This is a genomic window from Pseudomonas sp. CIP-10 (assembly GCF_020911845.1).
Classification (GTDB): domain Bacteria; phylum Pseudomonadota; class Gammaproteobacteria; order Pseudomonadales; family Pseudomonadaceae; genus Aquipseudomonas; species Aquipseudomonas alloputida.
This window is the reverse complement of record NZ_CP087162.1, coordinates 12,488-32,450: the sequence shown is the minus strand read 5'-3', so window position 1 is coordinate 32,450 and position 19,963 is coordinate 12,488. Positions and strand designations below refer to the sequence as shown.

The window sequence follows — 19,963 nt, the reverse complement described above, 5'->3', positions numbered from 1 at the left end:
GATTGGCGGCAGTCAGAGGTAGGCTGTCGCTCTGCGCCGATCAGGCGGCTGCTGCGAAATGGTGGTTGAGCATGCCCATGGCCTCCGTCAGCGCCGAGGGCCCAATGCCAAAAGCTCTCTCCACAAGGCGCACCTCGCCCCTGATGCCGGGCTGCAGGCACCAGGGGCGAGCCTGTCCTTTGCGCAGGGCTCGCATGACTTCGAATCCCTTGATCGTGGCATAGGCCGTGGGGATCGATTTGAAACCGCGCACCGGCTTGATCAGTATCTTGAGCTTTCCGTGATCGGCCTCGATCACGTTATTGAGATACTTCACCTGCCGGTGGGCCGTCTCCCGGTCCAGCTTTCCTTCGCGCTTCAATTCGGTGATCGCTGCACCATAGCTCGGCGCTTTGTCGGTATTGAGCGTGGCAGGCTTTTCCCAGTGCTTCAGGCCTCGCAGGGCCTTGCCCAGGAACCGCTTCGCTGCCTTGGCGCTGCGGGTCGGCGACAGGTAGAAATCGATCGTGTCGCCCCGCTTGTCGACTGCCCGGTACAGGTAGGTCCACTTGCCCCGCACCTTGACGTAGGTTTCATCCAGGCGCCAGCTCGGATCAAAGCCACGCCGCCAGAACCAGCGCAGCCGCTTCTCCATCTCCGGGGCGTAGCACTGGACCCAGCGATAGATCGTCGTATGGTCGACCGAAATGCCGCGTTCCGCCAGCATTTCCTCAAGGTCGCGATAGCTGATCGGATAGCGACAATACCAGCGCACCGCCCACAGGATCACATCACCCTGGAAATGGCGCCACTTGAAATCCGTCATCGTTCCGTCCGTCCAATCTCCGCCAAGCATGCTCAAGCTTCACGATTTTTGCAACAGAGCCCACACGAGTATTGAGCATAGTCGAGATTGGTGCAGATCACTTCTGATATTGAACTGTCAGGAGCTGGCTGCACAACAGCCATTACGCCCAATCAACTGGTGCAGTCGTCTTCTGAAAATGACAATCGTGCCACCGGCTCCAGGTCTTATCGAACAGCTCAGACACATGGTCCAAATGCTGGTCGATCCGTTCGGCCAGTTTTTCGATGGCCTCTTGCTTGAGCTTGTCACTTTCCCTGAACTCGATGTTCAAGGCCCTGGCCACCTGGTTGAGGTTCCGGCCGATAGCTCCAAGCTGCCGGCACGATTCCCGTACGGTGTTCACTTCTTCATCAGTGAGGACCGGCATCCGGTTCAACGACCGCAGTCATTTCTGTACCTAAACAGTCCTGCGAATATGTGAGTTTTGACCTAATGAGCCACAAAAACTCATTTTCGCCCACGATAATTTTTCTACTTCCTTTCTTTGGAATGCTCATTTCAATATTCACATAACGTCGCTATCAATCGCGGAAAAGGCGTAGTGCGCGAAGCGAACGAAGCTTTTTGCCGTCGATTGCATAGCTTTGTTAACCCTTTTTCCAAATTTGATAGCAATAGTTAATGTTTGAAGTAAAGTGTTGCTCAAAAACAACTTCGAAGGTATTTGGAATACTCGGGAAGAAAACATCCCCCTCTGGCTCGATGTCGATCGTCGATAAGTGGAGCGTAGAGGCCATGGGTAATGTTTCTCGGTAAATTTCTCCGCCACCAGACACTATAACGTGACCGGTGAATTCAGCTAGCCTGTCCATGGCCTCTTCGATTGACTGAAATACAACTACATTGTCATCATTTGATGTCCAACCTGAGCGGGTAACGACCGCGTATTTCCTATTGGGGAGTGCGCCCATAGATTCAAACGTCTTGCGACCCACCAGAAGCCACTGATTGTAGGTCAATGCTTTAAAAAGTAGCTGCTCCCCTTTCGCGGACCAGGGTATGTCTGGACCGCAACCAATCACGCCGTTTTTCGCTTTCGCAGCCATCAATGATACTTTCAAGGTTCTCATCCTGGGTTAACGCTTGAGTTAAGCCGCGCCGCGAAGCGGCGTCGGCTTGAACGAATTGTTAGACATTATTTGCCGACTACCTTGGTGATCTCGCCTTTCACGTAGTGAACAAATTCTTCCAACTGATCTGCGCGCGAGGCCAAGCGATCTTCTTCTTGTCCAAGATAAGCCTGTCTAGCTTCAAGTATGACGGGCTGATACTGGGCCGGCAGGCGCTCCATTGCCCAGTCGGCAGCGACATCCTTCGGCGCGATTTTGCCGGTTACTGCGCTGTACCAAATGCGGGACAACGTAAGCACTACATTTCGCTCATCGCCAGCCCAGTCGGGCGGCGAGTTCCATAGCGTTAAGGTTTCATTTAGCGCCTCAAATAGATCCTGTTCAGGAACCGGATCAAAGAGTTCCTCCGCCGCTGGACCTACCAAGGCAACGCTATGTTCTCTTGCTTTTGTCAGCAAGATAGCCAGATCAATGTCGATCGTGGCTGGCTCGAAGATACCTGCAAGAATGTCATTGCGCTGCCATTCTCCAAATTGCAGTTCGCGCTTAGCTGGATAACGCCACGGAATGATGTCGTCGTGCACAACAATGGTGACTTCTACAGCGCGGAGAATCTCGCTCTCTCCAGGGGAAGCCGAAGTTTCCAAAAGGTCGTTGATCAAAGCTCGCCGCGTTGTTTCATCAAGCCTTACGGTCACCGTAACCAGCAAATCAATATCACTGTGTGGCTTCAGGCCGCCATCCACTGCGGAGCCGTACAAATGTACGGCCAGCAACGTCGGTTCGAGATGGCGCTCGATGACGCCAACTACCTCTGATAGTTGAGTCGATACTTCGGCGATCACCACTTCCCTCATGATGTTTAACTTTGTTTTAGCCACCAATGATGCCCTCACTTTCCATGATTTTGGTGGGAATGGATTTTCTTAGCGGCAACTTACTTTCGTTGTCTATATCCATGTTAAAGGCGAAAAAGTAAACCTCTGTCTCCTTCTCAACCCACCCAACCCACCATGCGACACCAGGATTTGACTCAGTTCCCACACCAGAAAAACCAGTTTTTGAATGCACTAGATATTCAGGTGCCGCCTCCGTTACCAAAGCCTCTTTTACTATTAGCTGGTTTTCTTTAGATGCTGACAATTTATTTAAATATAGAGACTCTAGAAACTCCACTTGATTAACTGCGGAAATTCTAAGCTGGCCTTCCAACCAGAATTTGTCAATGCCACCACTGATATTCTGGTTGCCATAGGAAAATTTTTTAAGGTATTTCTGCATTCTTACTTCGCCAACTTCTCTGGCGATTTGTTGAAATACGGGAACAGCTGAAACTTGTATTGCCCCTCTTAAGGTCAAGTCTCTTTCCCATTGCTTCATGGCTCTTGGCTTTCCGTCCCATTTGAAAACCTGATGCTCATTCTTTATGACACCAGTTTCTAGGCCGATAATTGCGTTGGGGATCTTAAATGTTGATGCTGGAAGATATTCCTTTGATGCACGAGCTAAGTCATTGGTAGCGCAGGATTTACTGCTACTTTTACAAAGCACGAAGACACCATTGACGGCTTCGGCAGAGAACTCTTTGTTCCAAGACGTATTTTCTGTAATTGAACCAGCTAATGCCGTACTCGAAAGACACGCGATAATTACATATGCGGCAAATGTTTTCATGGCACCTTCTTGGTGGCTAACGTTAATTCGACCTCAGAGGCGTTTAAGTCAAAATACCTCTGACGTCTAACATGATTAATCAAAGTCTGATTTTTTAACAAAATCAGAAAGATAGACGCGAAACTTTAAAACAAAGGCGTCAACACTTCAAGTAGCGATCTTTCGCTTCGGCGAGGCCTAACGTTTGACATGAGGGGCGGCCAAGGGCGCCAGCCCTTGGACGTCCCCCTCGATGGAAGGGTTAGGCATCACTGCGTGTTCGCTCGAATGCCTGGCGTGTTTGAACCATGTACACGGCTGGACCATCTGGGGTGGTTACGGTACCTTGCCTCTCAAACCCCGCTTTCTCGTAGCATCGGATCGCTCGCAAGTTGCTCGGCGACGGGTCCGTTTGGATCTTGGTGACCTCGGGATCATTGAACAGCAACTCAACCAGAGCTCGAACCAGCTTGGTTCCCAAGCCTTTGCCCAGTTGTGATGCATTCGCCAGTGACTGGTCTATTCCGCGTACTCCTGGATCGGTTTCTTCTTCCCACCATCCGTCCCCGCTTCCAAGAGCAACGTACGACTGGGCATACCCAATCGGCTCTCCATTCAGCATTGCAATGTATGGAGTGACGGACTCTTGCGCTAAAACGCTTGGCAAGTACTGTTCCTGTACGTCAGCAAGTGTCGGGCGTGCTTCTTCTCCGCCCCACCACTCGACGATATGAGATCGATTTAGCCACTCATAGAGCATCGCAAGGTCATGCTCAGTCATGAGGCGCAGTGTGACGGAATCGTTGCTGTTGGTCACGATGCTGTACTTTGTGATGCCTAACGCCCGCTTAAGTGGTGAGCAACGCTACCACAACACTCAATTATTACACCGTAAATACAAAAGCCAATTCAAACTAAAACCGCCAAACGTTGCGAATCCGTCTTAAAGCGTTTGTTATGTGCGTAGCCGAATCTTGCGCTTAGTCAGGAACAATGATTACCCCTAATTGCTCCAGTAACTGTTCCTGTTGCCACGAGCATATTTTTACACCCGTAAGATCAATCTTTCGAGGATCTAAACCATAAAGCTCTGAATGGCTTAAATCACAGCCTTGTACTCTAAACTGTTCCCAGCAGTCTTCCGAAAAAACACCACGGCTTAAATCTGATTCTTTAAATGAAGCGCCTCGAAGATTTGCACCAATCCATCTATTTTCGAACAGGTCACATTTTTCAATAAGCTGCTGCTCAAAATTGGCATAGGATAAGTTACAACCTGTTATGTATGCAGAACAAAAGTACATTTTATTCGAAACCTGATTTACAAAACTAACTTGACTAAAATTCGCTCCTTTAAGATCACAATCTCTCAGTTCAATACCAAAGCAATTTGCCCCCTTAAAATGGGACATTGAAAGCTGACAGTTTTTAAATGAAGCATCTCGAAGATCAGCATAAGAAAAATCGCACCCTTCCAATGCCCCCTGCTCTATGAAAGTACAGTTAATGAACTGTGTATCTCGGAGGTTTGAGCGCTTAAAATTACAATGTATAAAAGTACAATTGCTAAAGATATGTTCTTGCAAGTCCTGATGTGAGAAGTTCACTTGATTATATAATTGCTTTGATTTTTCCATGCTGTGGCTCCAAAAAACATTTGATTTGAAGACTATCATTTACCTGAAAGTTCTCAACAAAAACAAAACCAATAAAAACAGAAACTTAAAACACCCCGTTTTAGCCAAAATAAGGCATCAAAACGGCATTTTAAAGGTGGCTAATTCGAAACGACCGATGCGGCCAGCCAGAAGAAAGTTTCAGTGAATCTGGCTTGTTTTAGAGAAAGCACATAACGTTTGACATGAGGGGCGGCCAAGGGCGCCAGCCCTTGGACGTCCCCCTCGATGGAAGGGTTAGGCATCACTGCGTGTTCGCTCGAATGCCTGGCGTGTTTGAACCATGTACACGGCTGGACCATATGGGGTGGTTACGGTACCTTGCCTCTCAAACCCCGCTTTCTCGTAGCATCGGATCGCTCGCAAGTTGCTCGGCGACGGGTCCGTTTGGATCTTGGTGACCTCGGGATCATTGAACAGCAACTCAACCAGAGCTCGAACCAGCTTGGTTCCCAAGCCTTTGCCCAGTTGTGATGCATTCGCCAGTAACTGGTCTATTCCGCGTACTCCTGGATCGGTTTCTTCTTCCCACCTTCCGTCCCCGCTTCCAAGAGCAACGTACGACTGGGCATACCCAATCGGCTCTCCATTCAGCATTGCAATGTATGGAGTGACGGACTCTTGCGCTAAAACGCTTGGCAAGTACTGTTCCTGTACGTCAGCAAGTGTCGGGCGTGCTTCTTCTCCGCCCCACCACTCGACGATATGAGATCGATTTAGCCACTCATAGAGCATCGCAAGGTCATGCTCAGTCATGAGGCGCAGTGTGACGGAATCGTTGCTGTTGGTCACGATGCTGTACTTTGTGATGCCTAACTTTGTTTTTGCGTTGCTCATGATGTCTAACTCCCAATTTGTGTAGGGCTTATTATGCACGCTTAAAAATAATAAAAGCAGACTTGACCTGATAGTTTGGCTGTGAGCAATTATGTGCTTAGTGCATCTAACTTTGTTTTAGGGCGACTGCCCTGCTGCGTAACATCGTTGCTGCTCCATAACATCAAACATCGACCCACGGCGTAACGCGCTTGCTGCTTGGATGCCCGAGGCATAGACTGTACAAAAAAACAGTCATAACAAGCCATGAAAACCGCCACTGCGCCGTTACCACCGCTGCGTTCGGTCAAGGTTCTGGACCAGTTGCGTGAGCGCATACGCTACTTGCATTACAGCTTACGAACCGAACAGGCTTATGTCCACTGGGTTCGTGCCTTCATCCGTTTCCACGGTGTGCGTCACCCGGCAACCTTGGGCAGCAGCGAAGTCGAGGCATTTCTGTCCTGGCTGGCGAACGAGCGCAAGGTTTCGGTCTCCACGCATCGTCAGGCATTGGCGGCCTTGCTGTTCTTCTACGGCAAGGTGCTGTGCACGGATCTGCCCTGGCTTCAGGAGATCGGAAGACCTCGGCCGTCGCGGCGCTTGCCGGTGGTGCTGACCCCGGATGAAGTGGTTCGCATCCTCGGTTTTCTGGAAGGCGAGCATCGTTTGTTCGCCCAGCTTCTGTATGGAACGGGCATGCGGATCAGTGAGGGTTTGCAACTGCGGGTCAAGGATCTGGATTTCGATCACGGCACGATCATCGTGCGGGAGGGCAAGGGCTCCAAGGATCGGGCCTTGATGTTACCCGAGAGCTTGGCACCCAGCCTGCGCGAGCAGCTGTCGCGTGCACGGGCATGGTGGCTGAAGGACCAGGCCGAGGGCCGCAGCGGCGTTGCGCTTCCCGACGCCCTTGAGCGGAAGTATCCGCGCGCCGGGCATTCCTGGCCGTGGTTCTGGGTTTTTGCGCAGCACACGCATTCGACCGATCCACGGAGCGGTGTCGTGCGTCGCCATCACATGTATGACCAGACCTTTCAGCGCGCCTTCAAACGTGCCGTAGAACAAGCAGGCATCACGAAGCCCGCCACACCGCACACCCTCCGCCACTCGTTCGCGACGGCCTTGCTCCGCAGCGGTTACGACATTCGAACCGTGCAGGATCTGCTCGGCCATTCCGACGTCTCTACGACGATGATTTACACGCATGTGCTGAAAGTTGGCGGTGCCGGAGTGCGCTCACCGCTTGATGCGCTGCCGCCCCTCACTAGTGAGAGGTAGGGCAGCGCAAGTCAATCCTGGCGGATTCACTACCCCTGCGCGAAGGCCATCGGTGCCGCATCGAACGGCCGGTTGCGGAAAGTCCTCCCTGCGTCCGCTGATGGCCGGCAGCAGCCCGTCGTTGCCTGATGGATCCAACCCCTCCGCTGCTATAGTGCAGTCGGCTTCTGACGTTCAGTGCAGCCGTCTTCTGAAAACGACAGTTTTTGTGTCATTTTCAGAAGACGACTGCACCAGACAACGCGGTTTGAAGGCTGTTGTGCAGTCGTCTATTGAACGAACAGTATCAGGAGTCCGCTGCACGAATGATGACCTCAAGCCGGTTCTGGTCGCGCTGGCGACCGATCAGCCCCTGGATGTGCGATACCGCGACCACGATCTTTCCGGCGATTGGGCGGGCTACCGCGAATGCCACATCAAGCCCGACCTGCTGCTGATCTACCGCAAGTCCGACGCCGACACCCTGCGACTGGCGCGGCTTGGCTCCCATAGCGAGCTGTTCGGCTGATGCCAGTCGCCTTGTCCGCCAAACGATCATTAGTCGGCCATGCCGGACACTGTCCAGCAAAGTTATTGCACAACGGGTTGTCGGACATTAAGATAGGCGGACGGAATGACGGACAAGAGAGGCGGCAAATGGCACTGATCGGCTATGCGCGGGTATCGACGGCGGAACAGGACACCGCCTTGCAGACGGATGCGCTACGCAAGGCAGGCTGCGAGCGCGTTTTCGAGGACACGGCTTCCGGGGCCAAGGCCGACCGCCCCGGCTTGGCTGATGCGCTGGCCTACCTGCGCGACGGCGACGTGCTGGCCGTCTGGCGGCTGGATCGGCTCGGGCGCTCTATGCCGCACCTAATCGAAACGATAGGCGCGCTGGAAGCGCGAGGCGTCGGCTTCCGTTCTCTGACGGAAGCCATCGACACCACCACGCCAGGCGGGCGGCTCATCTTCCACGTGTTCGGCGCGCTGGGCCAGTTCGAGCGCGACTTGATCCGCGAGCGCACCAAGGCCGGGTTGACTGCCGCCGCCGCTCGTGGGAGGAAGGGCGGGCGAAAGCCGGTTGTCACCGCCGACAAGTTGCAGCGAGCGCGGGAGCACATCGCCAACGGGCTTAATGTCCGAGAGGCCGCTACACGGCTCAAGGTGAGCAAGACGGCCCTGTACACCGCGCTGCAATCCACCAGTGCAGCCGACTCCTGATATTCCGTGCAGTCGTCTTCTGAAAATGACACGCTGGAAGCCCCGTAGCGACGCGGAGAGGGGCGAGACAAGCCAAGGGCGCAGGCTCGATGCGCAGCACGACATAGCCGGTTCTCGCAAGGACGAGAATTTCCCTGCGGTGCCCCTCAAGTGTCAATGAAAGTTTCCAACGCGAGCCATTCGCGAGAGCCTTGAGTCCACGCTAGATCTATCTCATCTGCGCAAGGCAGAACGTGAAGACGGCCGCCCTGGACCTCGCCCGCGAGCGCCAGGCGCACGAGGCCGGCGCGCGGACCCGCGCCACGGCCCACGAGCGGACGCCGCAGCAGGAGCGCCAGAAGGCCGCCAGAGAGGCCGAGCGCGGCCGTGAGGCTTGGACGCTAGGGCAGGGCATGAAAAAGCCCGTAGCGGGCTGCTACGGGCGTCTGACGCGGTGGAAAGGGGGAGGGGATGTTGTCTACATGGCTCTGCTGTAGTGAGTGGGTTGCGCTCCGGCAGCGGTCCTGATCAATCGTCACCCTTTCTCGGTCCTTCAACGTTCCTGACAACGAGCCTCCTTTTCGCCAATCCATCGACAATCACCGCGAGTCCCTGCTCGAACGCTGCGTCCGGACCGGCTTCGTCGAAGGCGTCTATCGCGGCCCGCAACAGCGGCGAGAGCGGAGCCTGTTCAACGGTGCCGCCGCGCTCGCCGGCATCGCTGTCGCCGGCCTGCTCCTCAAGCACGGCCCCAACAGTGAAGTAGCTGATTGTCATCAGCGCATTGACGGCGTCCCCGGCCGAAAAACCCGCCTCGCAGAGGAAGCGAAGCTGCGCGTCGGCCGTTTCCATCTGCGGTGCGCCCGGTCGCGTGCCGGCATGGATGCGCGCGCCATCGCGGTAGGCGAGCAGCGCCTGCCTGAAGCTGCGGGCATTCCCGATCAGAAATGAGCGCCAGTCGTCGTCGGCTCTCGGCACCGAATGCGTATGATTCTCCGCCAGCATGGCTTCGGCCAGTGCGTCGAGCAGCGCCCGCTTGTTCCTGAAGTGCCAGTAAAGCGCCGGCTGCTGAACCCCCAACCGTTCCGCCAGTTTGCGTGTCGTCAGACCGTCTACGCCGACCTCGTTCAACAGGTCCAGGGCGGCACGGATCACTGTATTCGGCTGCAACTTTGTCATGCTTGACACTTTATCACTGATAAACATAATATGTCCACCAACTTATCAGTGATAAAGAATCCGCGCGTTCAATCGGACCAGCGGAGGCTGGTCCGGAGGCCAGACGTGAAACCCAACAGACCCCTGATCGTAATTCTGAGCACTGTCGCGCTCGACGCTGTCGGCATCGGCCTGATTATGCCGGTGCTGCCGGGCCTCCTGCGCGATCTGGTTCACTCGAACGACGTCACCGCCCACTATGGCATTCTGCTGGCGCTGTATGCGTTGATGCAATTTGCCTGCGCACCTGTGCTGGGCGCGCTGTCGGATCGTTTCGGGCGGCGGCCGGTCTTGCTCGTCTCGCTGGCCGGCGCTGCTGTCGACTACGCCATCATGGCGACGGCGCCTTTCCTTTGGGTTCTCTATATCGGGCGGATCGTGGCCGGCATCACCGGGGCGACTGGGGCGGTAGCCGGCGCTTATATTGCCGATATCACTGATGGCGATGAGCGCGCGCGGCACTTCGGCTTCATGAGCGCCTGTTTCGGGTTCGGGATGGTCGCGGGACCTGTGCTCGGTGGGCTGATGGGCGGTTTCTCCCCCCACGCTCCGTTCTTCGCCGCGGCAGCCTTGAACGGCCTCAATTTCCTGACGGGCTGTTTCCTTTTGCCGGAGTCGCACAAAGGCGAACGCCGGCCGTTACGCCGGGAGGCTCTCAACCCGCTCGCTTCGTTCCGGTGGGCCCGGGGCATGACCGTCGTCGCCGCCCTGATGGCGGTCTTCTTCATCATGCAACTTGTCGGACAGGTGCCGGCCGCGCTTTGGGTCATTTTCGGCGAGGATCGCTTTCACTGGGACGCGACCACGATCGGCATTTCGCTTGCCGCATTTGGCATTCTGCATTCACTCGCCCAGGCAATGATCACCGGCCCTGTAGCCGCCCGGCTCGGCGAAAGGCGGGCACTCATGCTCGGAATGATTGCCGACGGCACAGGCTACATCCTGCTTGCCTTCGCGACACGGGGATGGATGGCGTTCCCGATCATGGTCCTGCTTGCTTCGGGTGGCATCGGAATGCCGGCGCTGCAAGCAATGTTGTCCAGGCAGGTGGATGAGGAACGTCAGGGGCAGCTGCAAGGCTCACTGGCGGCGCTCACCAGCCTGACCTCGATCGTCGGACCCCTCCTCTTCACGGCGATCTATGCGGCTTCTATAACAACGTGGAACGGGTGGGCATGGATTGCAGGCGCTGCCCTCTACTTGCTCTGCCTGCCGGCGCTGCGTCGCGGGCTTTGGAGCGGCGCAGGGCAACGAGCCGATCGCTGATCGTGGAAACGATAGGCCTATGCCATGCGGGTCAAGGCGACTTCCGGCAAGCTATACGCGCCCTAGGAGTGCGGTTGGAACGTTGGCCCAGCCAGATACTCCCGATCACGAGCAGGACGCCGATGATTTGAAGCGCACTCAGCGTCTGATCCAAGAACAACCATCCTAGCAACACGGCGGTCCCCGGGCTGAGAAAGCCCAGTAAGGAAACAACTGTAGGTTCGAGTCGCGAGATCCCCCGGAACCAAAGGAAGTAGGTTAAACCCGCTCCGATCAGGCCGAGCCACGCCAGGCCGAGAACATTGGGGTTCTAGGGATTTTCCGTCCAAAAACGACAAAGTGCTCTGGAGGCCACGCCGTCCGCGGCCTCCAGAGGGGTATTACTTTTTTGGCGCTTCACATAGCCAGTCACAATAAATCAATCACTTAGCAGTCTGAATGTCGCATTTGGACGGAAAATCCCTAGAACCCCGCTCACCTCGCTTTGGTGCACACGAGTATTGAGCATAGTCGAGATTGGTGCAGATCACTTCTGATATTGAACTGTCAGGAGCTGGCTGCACAACAGCCATTACGCCCAATCAACTGGTGCAGTCGTCTTCTGAAAATGACACCCTGCCTGACATCAAGTTAGGGTATACCCCATTCGGACACCGACTACACAACCTAAGGGCTTGCAGGCTGTCAGCAGGGCTTATCGTACGATTTTTTCCGTTTTCTCTATGCCCCCCAAATCGGCGTACGCCGACCGGCTCGATGGTTACCGCCGATACCTGGAAAATCGGGAAGGCAGCTTGCGCCAGATGGCCAGCCACTGCGGCGCGGAACTCGGTGCAGCGCACAAGCGCTGCAAGCGCGACCTGGTGTTTTCATTCCTGCAGGTGGAACGGCTGAACGGGCTGGACATAACTCCGACCCTGGCAGAAAACCTCTGCACCAAGCTGCTCGGGAGAGGGGTGGACGTACGGATTGCGCTGGAGAAATTCGCAACGGAAGGGCGCACAGCCGCCAACAAATCAAAGGTCGGTCCTGAGATCCTGGATCAGCTGGAGGCGACTCTGGAGCCGATGGTGCAAGCCCTGGTCATGGCCATGACAGAGATCCGGGTCCGCTACCGGGATGACTTCGATGACTGCGTAGCACATCGCCGGTTCAAGCCCTAACGCATATATGCGTTAGGGCATCCATTCGGAGGCCGGCGCGTTGGGCTTGCGGATCCAAGGGCGCAGCCCTTGGTCGCCGAAGGCCGCTCTTGCGCAGTCGCCCAGCCCACACACAAAAATCGTCCAGTGAGCGGGGCCCCAACAAGGGCCAGAGCGAACGGTGCAGTTGTCCACGGACCAGGTGCGCATCATCGCCTGGGCGGTGGGCAACTGCAGGGCGATTTCCCGAGCCATGCACTTGCTCCCCACGCGAGCTGCTGCAGCGCCCGGCCTGCTGGCCGGCTCGCCCTCGATCTTGATTACCAGGTGGGATGGGCCATCCCGGCCGTGAGGCCGGGTAAGGAGTTGCCCCCTCGGCCGTACGATACAAACGGCAAGCGGAGCGCGCAGGCCGAAGGCCGGAGGCGTGAGGATGGAAGCCCGAAGGGCCAAGACCCGGCGTGCTTTTGGCCGGGGCTTGGTTCACGACAGCCGCCCCCCGAAGGGGGCACGCACAAGAGGGAGAATCAAACGTCTTTCGGAGCCTGGCCAACTCGGGCGTCATGCCAACCTGGCCACTTTAGGAGGTTGTTCGGGCCGTTGCTGGCCAGCCATTTCTCAAGGTACGCCAGCTGCGAGGGATTCAACTCGGTGAGTTTGGGCAGGGTTTGAGTCGCTTCAACCTCGGCCTGCAGATCCAGCACAAAATCAGGCCCCAACTCGTCCAGCTTGGTCAGCACACCGTCAACGGCTTCCAGCAACTGGCGAGGATCACCGCCTCGATCAGCGTATTCGCCCAGCAGCTCCGACCATTCGTCCTGCTGTGCATCCCATTCCTCTGCTTCCTCGGCCTGCTGATTCATCTGGTCCGGGTCTATAGCTTTCATACCATGCGCCCGCTCCAGCCAGTGATCAGCCAGCATGCGTTCGTCGCTGCCGTTGCTGCCGAAGCGGTCAGCCCGGGGCCTGTTGCCAAAGTTCTGGATGCCGGCCAGGTCGCCAATAAAGCTTTCGAGCAGTTCCGCAGGTTTCATCTGATGCCGGCGTGCTTCCCATTCGAATTCAGGCGGAATGCGTACGGAAACAACTTCTGTTTCATCCGGCACGAACTCGCCTTTGGCACCAGGCACAAGCCCTGCCGGTGCGAGAAAGCCGGTAGGTCGACTGTCGCACCGCCAACCGCATGTCAAATGAGCGCGGTGGTGCGGCCACTTCCCATGGTTAAGCGGCACCATCTGAAATTCATCGTTCGTGGTGTCCAGCTCGTACACGCGGCGCAGGCTTTGATCCTGGTAGGCCCGGAAAATCATGGTGCCATTCCCTGCTGCCGACGACGCAAAATGCGCTGGCAGTACATAGCCCACTTTGCCTACGTCACTCTCATTCACGTAATGAGCGGCGCGCAACGTGTGCTGCTTTCCCTGGTACTCGATAACCAGGTCAGCCGTTTTCCCGTCCTCATTGATCTGGTTAGCAACCAGGGTGACGTTATGAATGGAAACTGAGTGAATCCGGTCAGCCTGGAAAATGAGTTCATCAGACGACATTTCGTCTCTCCTTGTGATTCTTCACTTCGATTTTTGGGCGGCAGGCTGGGGGAATGGCTTGGCCATTTCCCGCACCTGTTCGGCCAACTCGGGGGGCAGCCACACCAGGACGGGGACCAGCTCGCCGGCGCCCTGCTCTTCCAGGATTTTCCGCACACGCTTTACCGCTGCGTGCGCGGTCTGCTTGGTCATCCCCCTGGCCTCGGCTACGTCGGTGATGCGCTGGCCATCGACCAGAACGGCCTTGGCCACCTCGACGGTCGAGATGGCCAGGCGCTTGGAAGCAAACAGGGGCGCAACCTTCTTCCATTCTTCTTTGGTGTACATCGGCTGCATTCATCAGCTCCTAGTGTCGGTAGTCAATCAGCCGCGGCCCCCTGCTGGTGAATCCGCTGCCAGATCTCGCAATGCGTGATGGTCGGCAGCGCTAGGAACGTCCAGTAACGACCGCTTGAACGGGCGTACACGCGCACCAGGTCGCCAACCTCGGGGGCTTGCAGTATGAACGAATCGCCGGCCTCGCCGGCGTTGTAGTCGAGCACCTGAGCGCGGCTAAGCGCGAAGTCATACCGGGTTTCGGTGATGCGCGCCGGCTGGGTGCCGTGGGCGGCTTCCTGCGCTTGCAGAAAGCCTACTTCATCGCCCAGCACAGCGCCGGGGTGCCTTACCTGGATCTCTGGCAGCATCAGCCAGGTTGCGCGAGCGGCCCAAGCATTGGGGCCGATCTGGCGGGCATAGTCGATGATTGCGGTTTGGCCGGGTACATAGAAAACTTTTTGCATGGCTGCGATCTCCCTGCATGGTGCAGACCGGGCGCGCTGGGCGCCCGGCCTGGGGCTGTTAGGCGGCTTGGCGCAGGTGCTGGGCCAGTACCCACAGGGCGCGATTCAATTTCACGTCCTGGTCAATGCCGGAAACGGCACGGGTGCTGGTGCGGCGCCCTTGTTTGTTGCGGCCTCGCAGCCCTCCCTTGATGGTGTTTTCCTGTACGCGGTTGAAGGTCGACCAGAGGTCATTGGTGGCGTCTTCGCGGCGGCGTGGTGCCAGAAGCTGGCTAGCGGTCACCGGAGCCGGGCCGTCTGCCGGGTCGTAACGGTAGGCAAGTGCAGCCTCGGCAAAGGCGTGCTGCAGGTCGCCGCCCACTTGGATGCTTTTCATGGTTTCGCGCTGTTCTTCGATCAGCTGGAAGTGATTCAGGACTTCATAGGCGCCCTCGATCACCTCCCCGATGACATCCTGACGCCCACTGTGACGCACTTTTTGATCAAGCGCGGCATCGCCCAGCACCAGGCCATTGGCGCACACGAAACGGAAGCAACCGCCCATCATCTGGTAGCTGCTGGTGCCGTCGTGGCTGTTCAGCAGGATGATTTCGTTGGCTTCCTTGGCCACGATGGTATCGGCGTGGCGCAGGCGGATCATGTGCTTGGTGTGGTCGCGTTTGTCGGTGTTGCGCACGCGGGTTTGGCAGGCCATGAACGGCATGAACCCTTCGCTGCGCAGTGCTTCCAGTACGTCGACGGTGGGAATGTAGCGGTAACGATCGGAGCGGCTTTCGTGAGCTTCCTCGGCAAAGATCGAGGGCGCTACGCGGGCGATATCGTCATTGGTCAGTGGGCTGTCGCTGCGGACCATGCAAGGGTTACGGAAATTGCTGGATAGACGCATTTTTGAATCTCCTTCGCGATTTGCCTGGAGCGGTTGCCGCCGCTGGTTCCAGGCTGTCGAGGCGGAATTGCTTCGACAGGGTTAGTATCGCAAAGGCTCGAACCTAAGTCAACTATTGGTCAAATCTAATTTGACCGTTTGTCGCGCAGAAAAAAGCCCGACATTGCGCCGGGCCTGGTCTTGCGGGTGTTTACTGAAGCTGCCAGCTGAAACGGTACGGGTCCATGAACGGAATGTCGTCGTCAAAGCTGTCAAAGTCGGCTGCTGGCTGTGGTGCAGGTTGCGGCGCTTGCTGCTGAGCTGGCGGGCGCTGCTGTGGGCGCTGCTGCCGTGGCGCCTGCTGGCGGGGTGCTTGGTCGCCGCCGCCCTGGTTGTACGGATCGCCGCCCTGCTGCTGGTTCTGCGGGCGACCGCCTAGTAACTGCATGGTGCCGTTAATGTCGACAATGATTTCGGTGGTGTAACGCTTGATGCCGTCCTTCTCCCACTCGCGGGTTTGCAACTTGCCTTCGATGTAGCATTGGGAACCTTTGCGCAGGTACTCGCCGGCGATCTCGGCCACCTTGCCGAACAGCGAGACGCGGTGCCACTCGGTACGCTCGACCTTCTGCCCGGTTTGCTTGTCGGTCCACTGCTCGCTGGTGGCCAAGCTGAGGTTAGTTACCGCGTTGCCGTTTGGCAGGTAACGGACTTCGGGGTCCTGTCCGCAAGTCCCAACCAGGATCACTTTATTTACGCCACGGGCCATGATGAATCTCCTTTTCCGTCTGGATTAGTCGTTTTCGAAGCAACCGCAAGGGCAGGTCATGCTGTCCAGGCCGTGCCAGCAAAGGCCGTTGTCGGCGTCTTCCTGGCGTTGTGCTTCGTTTTCACTGGCAGACATATAGCCGTAAGCCTCGCGGGCATACGCAAAGATTTCTGCCACTCCCTCGGCCTGGTCATCGGCGCCGAACTCTGCGTCCATGCTCGCACAGAAGGCGTTATGCACCATCGTGTCATAGGTAGGGAAGCGTTCGCATGCTGCGCCGTACAGGTCATCAACCTTGCGCTCCATCGCCTCGCTATTCGACGCGACCGGCGCCCAAATCTTTTTGGCGAAGTTCAGAAAGTCGCCGGTAGTGAGCCAATTGTGGGCGCTGACTGCGGGGGCCTGAGCGGTGATATTCATGTGTGAAACTCCTTCGCGACTACCCTGGAGCGGTTGCCGCCGCTGGATTCCAGGCTATCGAAGCGGGATTGCTTCGACAGGTTTAGTATCGCAAAGGGCCTAACCAAAGTCAACTATTGGTCAAATCTAAATTGACCGCTTGTCGCACATTCTCGCGTGCGAGAAATCATGCTTTTTTCTGCGCCGTACGCTTGACGGCTCTACCGAGCTGCTTTAATGCCGAGCGTTTGGGCGCGGGAAACAAACGCTTTTCAAAGCAGCAGCCGCGAAGCGGATGCCGCCCTGCTCTTTGGGAATGGAAGCGCGCCACCGCTGGGTGGATCTGCTCGGCAGCCTTCGGTAGGACGCGGTAAGCCAGGACTATCCAGAGCCAGGCCGCGTGCAAGGGGACCGTGGAATACCGCAGGGAGCGCAGCGAGTGAGGATATGCCGCGAAAGCCCCTTGCAGGCAAGGCCTGGTGGCGGATAGGCCATTGGGGCGTCCGCTTCCTACCGATGGTTGCTGAGCTAGCCGCAGTGGTTGCCATGGAACGACCGGCAAGCGGAGCGCGCAGGCCGAAGGCCGGAGGCGTGAGGATGGAAGCCCGAAGGGCCAAGACCCGGCGTGCTTCTGGCCGGGGCTTGGTTCACGACAGCCGCCCCCCGGAGGGGGCACGCACAGGACTGCACCTTACTGGGTCCGTCCAGCCGGATGCAGCGCTTCATCAATGCGTTTCGGCGTCATGGAGGATGCAGCATCCGGCACCAATATTTCGATGCGAGTGGTGGTCGGTGGATGCTCCTGCAGATAACGCACTTTTTCCTGGTACTTCTGATCAAGCCGGCGTTGAAGCATATGCCGCGAAGCGAGCATTTCAACCGTCAAAAGACCTACACCGGCAATCGCACAGAGAACCACGGGTAGCCAGTTGCGCCGTTTGGTCTTGCGTTTCATGGCGAGCCTCGTCAGTTGTCCAGGCGCAGCCCGCCGCCTTTGAGGCTGGCCAGCTCGCTGAGCAGCAGCTCGCGCTGCGACGGTGTGATTTTGTTGAGGTACTGCAGCTTGGCCAATGTACCGAGTACAGCGCCGTAACCCATGAGGGGATAGGTCGGATCGGTTCGCCGCCGACGCAACGAATCCTCCAACTGATCCATGGACTGGGCCATCGCTGAGAACTTTTGGCGGATCTCATTGAGGGAGGTGGGCCGGTTTACCAGGTTCGGGAAGTAGTTGGCCAGGCCGGGCCGATCCGAGTCCATCAGGCACTGAATACCCAGCTCCAGATCCTCGCGGGCGGGAGCGGTGGCCACCGACAAAGCCCCCTCGATCTCGGCAACCGAAGCCGTCTCCAGCCACAGCAGCACATCGAGGTACGCGGTCAATTCCTGTTCCGTTCGTTCGTCCATGGCTCAATCCTCAAAATCCATTTCATCGCTGGCATCGACAACCAGGGAGCGGCACTGTTCGGCACGACGCATCAAACTGATGCCCTTACCTGGCCAGAGTGACGCGGCGGCTTCGTACAGCTCGGCGGCTGAATACCACTTCTTCCGATGCTCTGCCAAGCGCGCAGCGGTATGCAGGGCCTGGCTGGAACGTTGGGCTTTGCTCATGGTGAGATCGCGGAACATGGTGTATCTCCTTCGCGTGGTTTCCCGGGGACGGTTGCCGCCGTCTTGACCGGGAAGGTGAGGCGCCCCGGGCGGGGCGCCAGTCGTTATGCTGCCTTGTCGAGGTTGCTGGCCAGCGATAGGCCGACCGCAACAGGTCGTACCCACACCGGCATGTGGCTGAGCAAGAAGGTTTCGCCCTGCTTTGCCAGCAGGAGGGTTTGGGCCATGACGCCTGCAATAGCCTCGGCGGCTTTTGGCGGCACGGCATTACCGATCCGCTCGCGCCACGCCTGATCGCTCAAGCCGTCCAGCTCAAGCATTTCCTCCGGGTCGACCAGGCTTTGCAGCGCGGCCATTTCCAGGGTGGTGAATGGCCGGTGCCAGGTTCCGTCGAGGCTCTGAATCACGCAGGTCAACCGATCATTCGCGGCTGGCATACGCGGATCTGCCACGCTCCACCGGCCATTGTCCAAGCGCGCACTGGCGGAAACAGCGCCGGCCAGGCCCTCCCACGGCACCACGCCATAATGCCCCCCGGTGAGGTAGGCATCGCCTTTCACTCGCCGTAATCCTGGGCGTGGGTCTTGTACTGCAAAGGCGCCCTGCCCTGTCGTGCTGCCTGCAATGACCGTACGTGCGGCACCATCCCAGCGGGTCACGTTGTATTTGCCATGGCCACCAGCTGCACCACGCGGATCTGCCACGCTAAACGTGCCCTGCCCTGGCGACTTGATGCCGATGATTGCGCCGCTCGGGTCCTCCCAGCGCCGTACGCCATATTGTTGGTACTGCGCGGCACTGGCTGGGCTGCGCGGATCTGCGACGGAAAATGCGCCATTGGTGGGGCCAGTTTGACCGGCGACCGTGCCCACTGAATCACCCCAGCCGCGCACGCCGAGATAACCGGAGAATGCTTCCGGCACAATCACAAAGTCGCGCAGGTAGCCATCTTCGATGGCCAACTGATCGAGGCTGCGCCAGTCCTTACCGGCCTCGACCAGGGCAAGGCGTACCCACGTTTTCCATTGCAGTGCAGGAACGCGGTGCATCGGGCCGGCGCGCTCGATATCGCCCGGCAGCGGCATGCGGCCAAGAACAGCACCGACCGATTGCAGGGACTTTTTCTCCGGCTCATAGAGGAACGGCGGCACCTTCTCGACGTGCCGGGCCACCAACAGGAAGCGCTTGCGGCTTTGGGCCAACCCGCCCAGCTCCCCGCAGTCGTGGGTTGTCTCATTCACGGCATAGCCGAAGAAGTTCAGCACCTGGACGATCTGATCGAGCAGGTGGCGACCACGGGTGGCCAGGCGTGGCACATTCTCGAACACGATCAGGCTCACCGGGTTGTGCTGCCAGGCTTCGCACATGAGCCACACGCAGCGCAACGTCAGTTCATTGAGGGCCTGATATTTGGGGGTGAGGCTCAAAGCCTCGGACAACAAGCCAGAAGCCCCCTTGCAGGGGCTGCTGATGAACACCACATCGGGATCCTGGAAGCCCGCAGCGCGGCGTATGTCTGCCGGCGTAGCCTCTCGCCATTCGGCGGGCGGCTCCTTGCCATGAAAGGCGGTGTACTGCTCGCGGGTGAACAGGTCCATTTGTGTACCTGGTACGCCGGCCAAGCGGTCGAAGTCGCGCAGCGCGCCGGCGTCCACATCGACGCCGCCAATGCAGCGCCATTCTGCCTGCAGGTGGCCAACTACCTCTTTGTTCTGGTTGAAACCCTTGGCGCCGCCGCCAAGCCCGCAGCAGAAATGAAAGTGCTTGAGCACATACCTTGTAAGCATGTTCGTCATCCGTCACGAATGCCCGGACACCAGGTCCGGGCGGGGCTGT

General features: G+C 57.5%; 24 protein-coding genes and 4 pseudogenes. 6 read left to right on the top strand and 22 right to left on the bottom strand.

Going from position 1 to position 19,963, the window contains the following annotated elements:
- Positions 1 to 40: 40 nt before the first annotated feature.
- The 9 genes and pseudogenes from LMH93_RS29425 to LMH93_RS29385 form a co-directional block, all read right to left on the bottom strand.
- Positions 41 to 805, bottom strand: coding sequence for an IS6-like element IS6100 family transposase (locus tag LMH93_RS29425; RefSeq protein WP_001389365.1), 765 nt, complete (start codon positions 803 to 805; stop codon positions 41 to 43).
- Between the two features lie 117 nt (positions 806 to 922).
- Positions 923 to 997, bottom strand: a pseudogene (locus LMH93_RS29420) (hypothetical protein); the annotation flags it as partial.
- A gap of 58 nt (positions 998 to 1,055) precedes the next feature.
- Positions 1,056 to 1,214: pseudogene (mobC, locus tag LMH93_RS29415) on the bottom strand (plasmid mobilization relaxosome protein MobC); the annotation flags it as partial.
- 220 nt (positions 1,215 to 1,434) lie between these two features.
- Positions 1,435 to 1,908: a trimethoprim-resistant dihydrofolate reductase DfrA14 gene (dfrA14, locus tag LMH93_RS29410; RefSeq protein WP_004201280.1), complete on the bottom strand. Its 474-nt coding sequence runs from the start codon at positions 1,906 to 1,908 to the stop codon at positions 1,435 to 1,437.
- A gap of 74 nt (positions 1,909 to 1,982) precedes the next feature.
- Positions 1,983 to 2,774 (bottom strand): ANT(3'')-Ia family aminoglycoside nucleotidyltransferase AadA1, encoded by a 792-nt coding sequence (gene aadA1 / locus LMH93_RS29405; RefSeq protein ID WP_001209508.1) that lies wholly within the window; start codon positions 2,772 to 2,774, stop codon positions 1,983 to 1,985.
- Between the two features lie 16 nt (positions 2,775 to 2,790).
- Entirely contained in the window at positions 2,791 to 3,591 is an 801-nt protein-coding gene (locus tag LMH93_RS29400; RefSeq protein ID WP_000846390.1) for an oxacillin-hydrolyzing class D beta-lactamase OXA-10, read from the bottom strand.
- A gap of 241 nt (positions 3,592 to 3,832) precedes the next feature.
- Positions 3,833 to 4,387, bottom strand: coding sequence for an aminoglycoside N-acetyltransferase AAC(6')-Ib4 (locus tag LMH93_RS29395; RefSeq protein WP_003159191.1), 555 nt, complete (start codon positions 4,385 to 4,387; stop codon positions 3,833 to 3,835).
- A gap of 163 nt (positions 4,388 to 4,550) precedes the next feature.
- The gene (locus LMH93_RS29390; RefSeq protein ID WP_000415714.1) at positions 4,551 to 5,207 is read right to left on the bottom strand and encodes a quinolone resistance pentapeptide repeat protein QnrVC1; all 657 of its coding nucleotides are present in this window, start codon (positions 5,205 to 5,207) and stop codon (positions 4,551 to 4,553) included.
- Positions 5,208 to 5,483: 276 nt separating this feature from the next.
- Complete coding sequence (locus LMH93_RS29385; RefSeq protein ID WP_063840321.1) at positions 5,484 to 6,038, bottom strand: fluoroquinolone-acetylating aminoglycoside 6'-N-acetyltransferase AAC(6')-Ib-cr5; 555 nt, start codon at positions 6,036 to 6,038, stop codon at positions 5,484 to 5,486.
- Between the two features lie 291 nt (positions 6,039 to 6,329).
- Between LMH93_RS29385 and intI1 the strand changes: the two genes are divergently transcribed.
- The 4 genes from intI1 (at position 6,330) to LMH93_RS29365 (ending at position 9,022) form a co-directional block, all read left to right on the top strand.
- Positions 6,330 to 7,343 (top strand): class 1 integron integrase IntI1, encoded by a 1,014-nt coding sequence (gene intI1, locus LMH93_RS29380; RefSeq protein ID WP_000845048.1) that lies wholly within the window; start codon positions 6,330 to 6,332, stop codon positions 7,341 to 7,343.
- Positions 7,344 to 7,602: 259 nt separating this feature from the next.
- Positions 7,603 to 7,851 carry a type II toxin-antitoxin system YafQ family toxin gene (locus tag LMH93_RS29375; protein WP_012585400.1) on the top strand — a complete coding sequence of 83 codons (249 nt, stop codon included), beginning with the start codon at positions 7,603 to 7,605 and terminating at the stop codon, positions 7,849 to 7,851.
- Between the two features lie 128 nt (positions 7,852 to 7,979).
- Positions 7,980 to 8,546, top strand: coding sequence for a recombinase family protein (locus LMH93_RS29370; RefSeq protein WP_003159185.1), 567 nt, complete (start codon positions 7,980 to 7,982; stop codon positions 8,544 to 8,546).
- A gap of 233 nt (positions 8,547 to 8,779) precedes the next feature.
- Complete coding sequence (locus tag LMH93_RS29365; RefSeq protein ID WP_000844627.1) at positions 8,780 to 9,022, top strand: transposase; 243 nt, start codon at positions 8,780 to 8,782, stop codon at positions 9,020 to 9,022.
- Positions 9,023 to 9,053: 31 nt separating this feature from the next.
- On the opposite strand, the gene tetR(A) is transcribed toward LMH93_RS29365, so the two are convergent.
- Positions 9,054 to 9,704 carry a tetracycline resistance transcriptional repressor TetR(A) gene (tetR(A), locus tag LMH93_RS29360; RefSeq protein ID WP_000164043.1) on the bottom strand — a complete coding sequence of 217 codons (651 nt, stop codon included), beginning with the start codon at positions 9,702 to 9,704 and terminating at the stop codon, positions 9,054 to 9,056.
- Positions 9,705 to 9,809: 105 nt separating this feature from the next.
- Between tetR(A) and tet(A) the strand changes: the two genes are divergently transcribed.
- A complete protein-coding gene (gene tet(A) / locus LMH93_RS29355; RefSeq protein WP_000804064.1) occupies positions 9,810 to 11,009 on the top strand; it encodes a tetracycline efflux MFS transporter Tet(A) in 1,200 nt (399 codons plus the stop codon).
- Positions 11,010 to 11,040: 31 nt separating this feature from the next.
- Here tet(A) and LMH93_RS29350 read toward each other — a convergent pair.
- Positions 11,041 to 11,313: pseudogene (locus LMH93_RS29350) on the bottom strand (EamA family transporter); the annotation flags it as partial.
- Positions 11,314 to 11,555: 242 nt separating this feature from the next.
- A pseudogene (locus tag LMH93_RS29345) lies at positions 11,556 to 11,621 on the bottom strand (hypothetical protein); the annotation flags it as partial.
- A gap of 182 nt (positions 11,622 to 11,803) precedes the next feature.
- Here LMH93_RS29345 and LMH93_RS29340 point away from each other — a divergent pair.
- The gene (locus tag LMH93_RS29340) at positions 11,804 to 12,172 is read left to right on the top strand and encodes a hypothetical protein (protein WP_137188492.1); all 369 of its coding nucleotides are present in this window, start codon (positions 11,804 to 11,806) and stop codon (positions 12,170 to 12,172) included.
- 506 nt (positions 12,173 to 12,678) lie between these two features.
- On the opposite strand, the gene LMH93_RS29335 is transcribed toward LMH93_RS29340, so the two are convergent.
- From LMH93_RS29335 to LMH93_RS29290, 10 genes are all read right to left on the bottom strand, one after another.
- Positions 12,679 to 13,698, bottom strand: a complete 1,020-nt coding sequence (locus LMH93_RS29335; RefSeq protein ID WP_051555728.1) for a hypothetical protein — start codon at positions 13,696 to 13,698, stop codon at positions 12,679 to 12,681.
- A 21-nt stretch (positions 13,699 to 13,719) separates the two neighbouring features.
- On the bottom strand, positions 13,720 to 14,034 hold the full coding sequence (locus LMH93_RS29330; RefSeq protein WP_028691955.1) for a TrfB-related DNA-binding protein: 315 nt from the start codon (positions 14,032 to 14,034) through the stop codon (positions 13,720 to 13,722).
- 23 nt (positions 14,035 to 14,057) lie between these two features.
- Complete coding sequence (locus LMH93_RS29325; protein ID WP_028691956.1) at positions 14,058 to 14,480, bottom strand: hypothetical protein; 423 nt, start codon at positions 14,478 to 14,480, stop codon at positions 14,058 to 14,060.
- Positions 14,481 to 14,538: 58 nt separating this feature from the next.
- Entirely contained in the window at positions 14,539 to 15,366 is an 828-nt protein-coding gene (locus tag LMH93_RS29320; protein WP_028691957.1) for a DUF932 domain-containing protein, read from the bottom strand.
- 190 nt (positions 15,367 to 15,556) lie between these two features.
- A complete protein-coding gene (locus LMH93_RS29315; protein ID WP_028691958.1) occupies positions 15,557 to 16,114 on the bottom strand; it encodes a single-stranded DNA-binding protein in 558 nt (185 codons plus the stop codon).
- A 24-nt stretch (positions 16,115 to 16,138) separates the two neighbouring features.
- Positions 16,139 to 16,534, bottom strand: a complete 396-nt coding sequence (locus tag LMH93_RS29310; protein WP_051555729.1) for a hypothetical protein — start codon at positions 16,532 to 16,534, stop codon at positions 16,139 to 16,141.
- A gap of 670 nt (positions 16,535 to 17,204) precedes the next feature.
- Positions 17,205 to 17,468, bottom strand: a complete 264-nt coding sequence (locus LMH93_RS29305; protein ID WP_134998160.1) for a hypothetical protein — start codon at positions 17,466 to 17,468, stop codon at positions 17,205 to 17,207.
- Between the two features lie 11 nt (positions 17,469 to 17,479).
- The gene (locus tag LMH93_RS29300; RefSeq protein ID WP_028692286.1) at positions 17,480 to 17,920 is read right to left on the bottom strand and encodes a hypothetical protein; all 441 of its coding nucleotides are present in this window, start codon (positions 17,918 to 17,920) and stop codon (positions 17,480 to 17,482) included.
- Positions 17,921 to 17,923: 3 nt separating this feature from the next.
- The gene (locus LMH93_RS29295) at positions 17,924 to 18,145 is read right to left on the bottom strand and encodes a hypothetical protein (RefSeq protein ID WP_028692287.1); all 222 of its coding nucleotides are present in this window, start codon (positions 18,143 to 18,145) and stop codon (positions 17,924 to 17,926) included.
- Between the two features lie 86 nt (positions 18,146 to 18,231).
- Entirely contained in the window at positions 18,232 to 19,914 is a 1,683-nt protein-coding gene (locus LMH93_RS29290) for a DNA cytosine methyltransferase (protein WP_028692288.1), read from the bottom strand.
- Positions 19,915 to 19,963: the final 49 nt, after the last annotated feature.